Here is a 280-nt window from a genome sequence, read left to right as displayed (position 1 = left end):
GGGCTCTTTCTTTTTAAGAATCATATAGATCGCAGTAAGAAGCATACGTGCAATAGTAATGATGGCCCGTTTGTGTCCACGACGCTTTTTGAGGTTTAAGTAGCGGTTACGGATTTCAGGATGCTTTTCACTCTTTACCACAGCAGTAGCGCATTGGACAAGAAGTGGCTTGATGTAACAACCAGCTCTTGAAATCCTAACAGACTTTTTCTTTCCGGCACTTTCGTTATTCGTAGGTGTAAGCCCTGCCCAGGAGCATAAATGCTTAGCTGTCGAGAAC

General features: G+C 43.9%; 1 protein-coding gene. It reads right to left on the bottom strand.

The window, feature by feature from the left end:
* Positions 1-280, bottom strand: a 280-nt coding sequence (locus DSOL_RS26500; protein ID WP_139314658.1) for a transposase, incomplete at both ends; no start/stop codon positions are given.

The sequence above is a fragment of the Desulfosporosinus metallidurans genome, from assembly GCF_001936615.1.
Classification (GTDB): Bacteria; Bacillota; Desulfitobacteriia; order Desulfitobacteriales; family Desulfitobacteriaceae; genus Desulfosporosinus; species Desulfosporosinus metallidurans.
Note: the sequence above shows the minus strand (reverse complement) of the source record. Positions and strands in the feature narration are given on the sequence as shown.